The sequence below is a fragment of the Pseudomonas sp. PME37.24/025 genome, from assembly GCF_055556615.1.
Map to the genome: position 1 here is coordinate 1 of NZ_JBVHNK010000401.1, position 249 is coordinate 249.

Annotated in this window: 1 protein-coding gene; it reads left to right on the forward strand. The window is 56.2% G+C overall.

The genetic code is table 11. The features are described 5' to 3' along the window. The coding region (locus tag ACZ3HH_RS30845; RefSeq protein WP_465810487.1) for a hypothetical protein at positions 1 to 249 on the forward strand (249 nt) is incomplete at both ends.

The window sequence follows — 249 nt, forward strand, 5'->3', positions numbered from 1 at the left end:
GGCTGCAACCCCATTGGGTCGGGTTACATTGCCAAGTTTGATCCTGTCACGCGTGCGCCGCTTTTTGAAACCGAGGTGGATACTGGCCTCGGGTATGACGTGAAGGTACACCCTTCGAATGCATTGACGTACGTGTTAACTCGACGCGCCCTCTACGTGTTGCGAGCGAACGGAAGCGTCTACTTCACTGTCCCCGTTGACAACCTGTTCGGCCGCCTGGCGGTCGACAAATCTGGCAATGCCTGGATT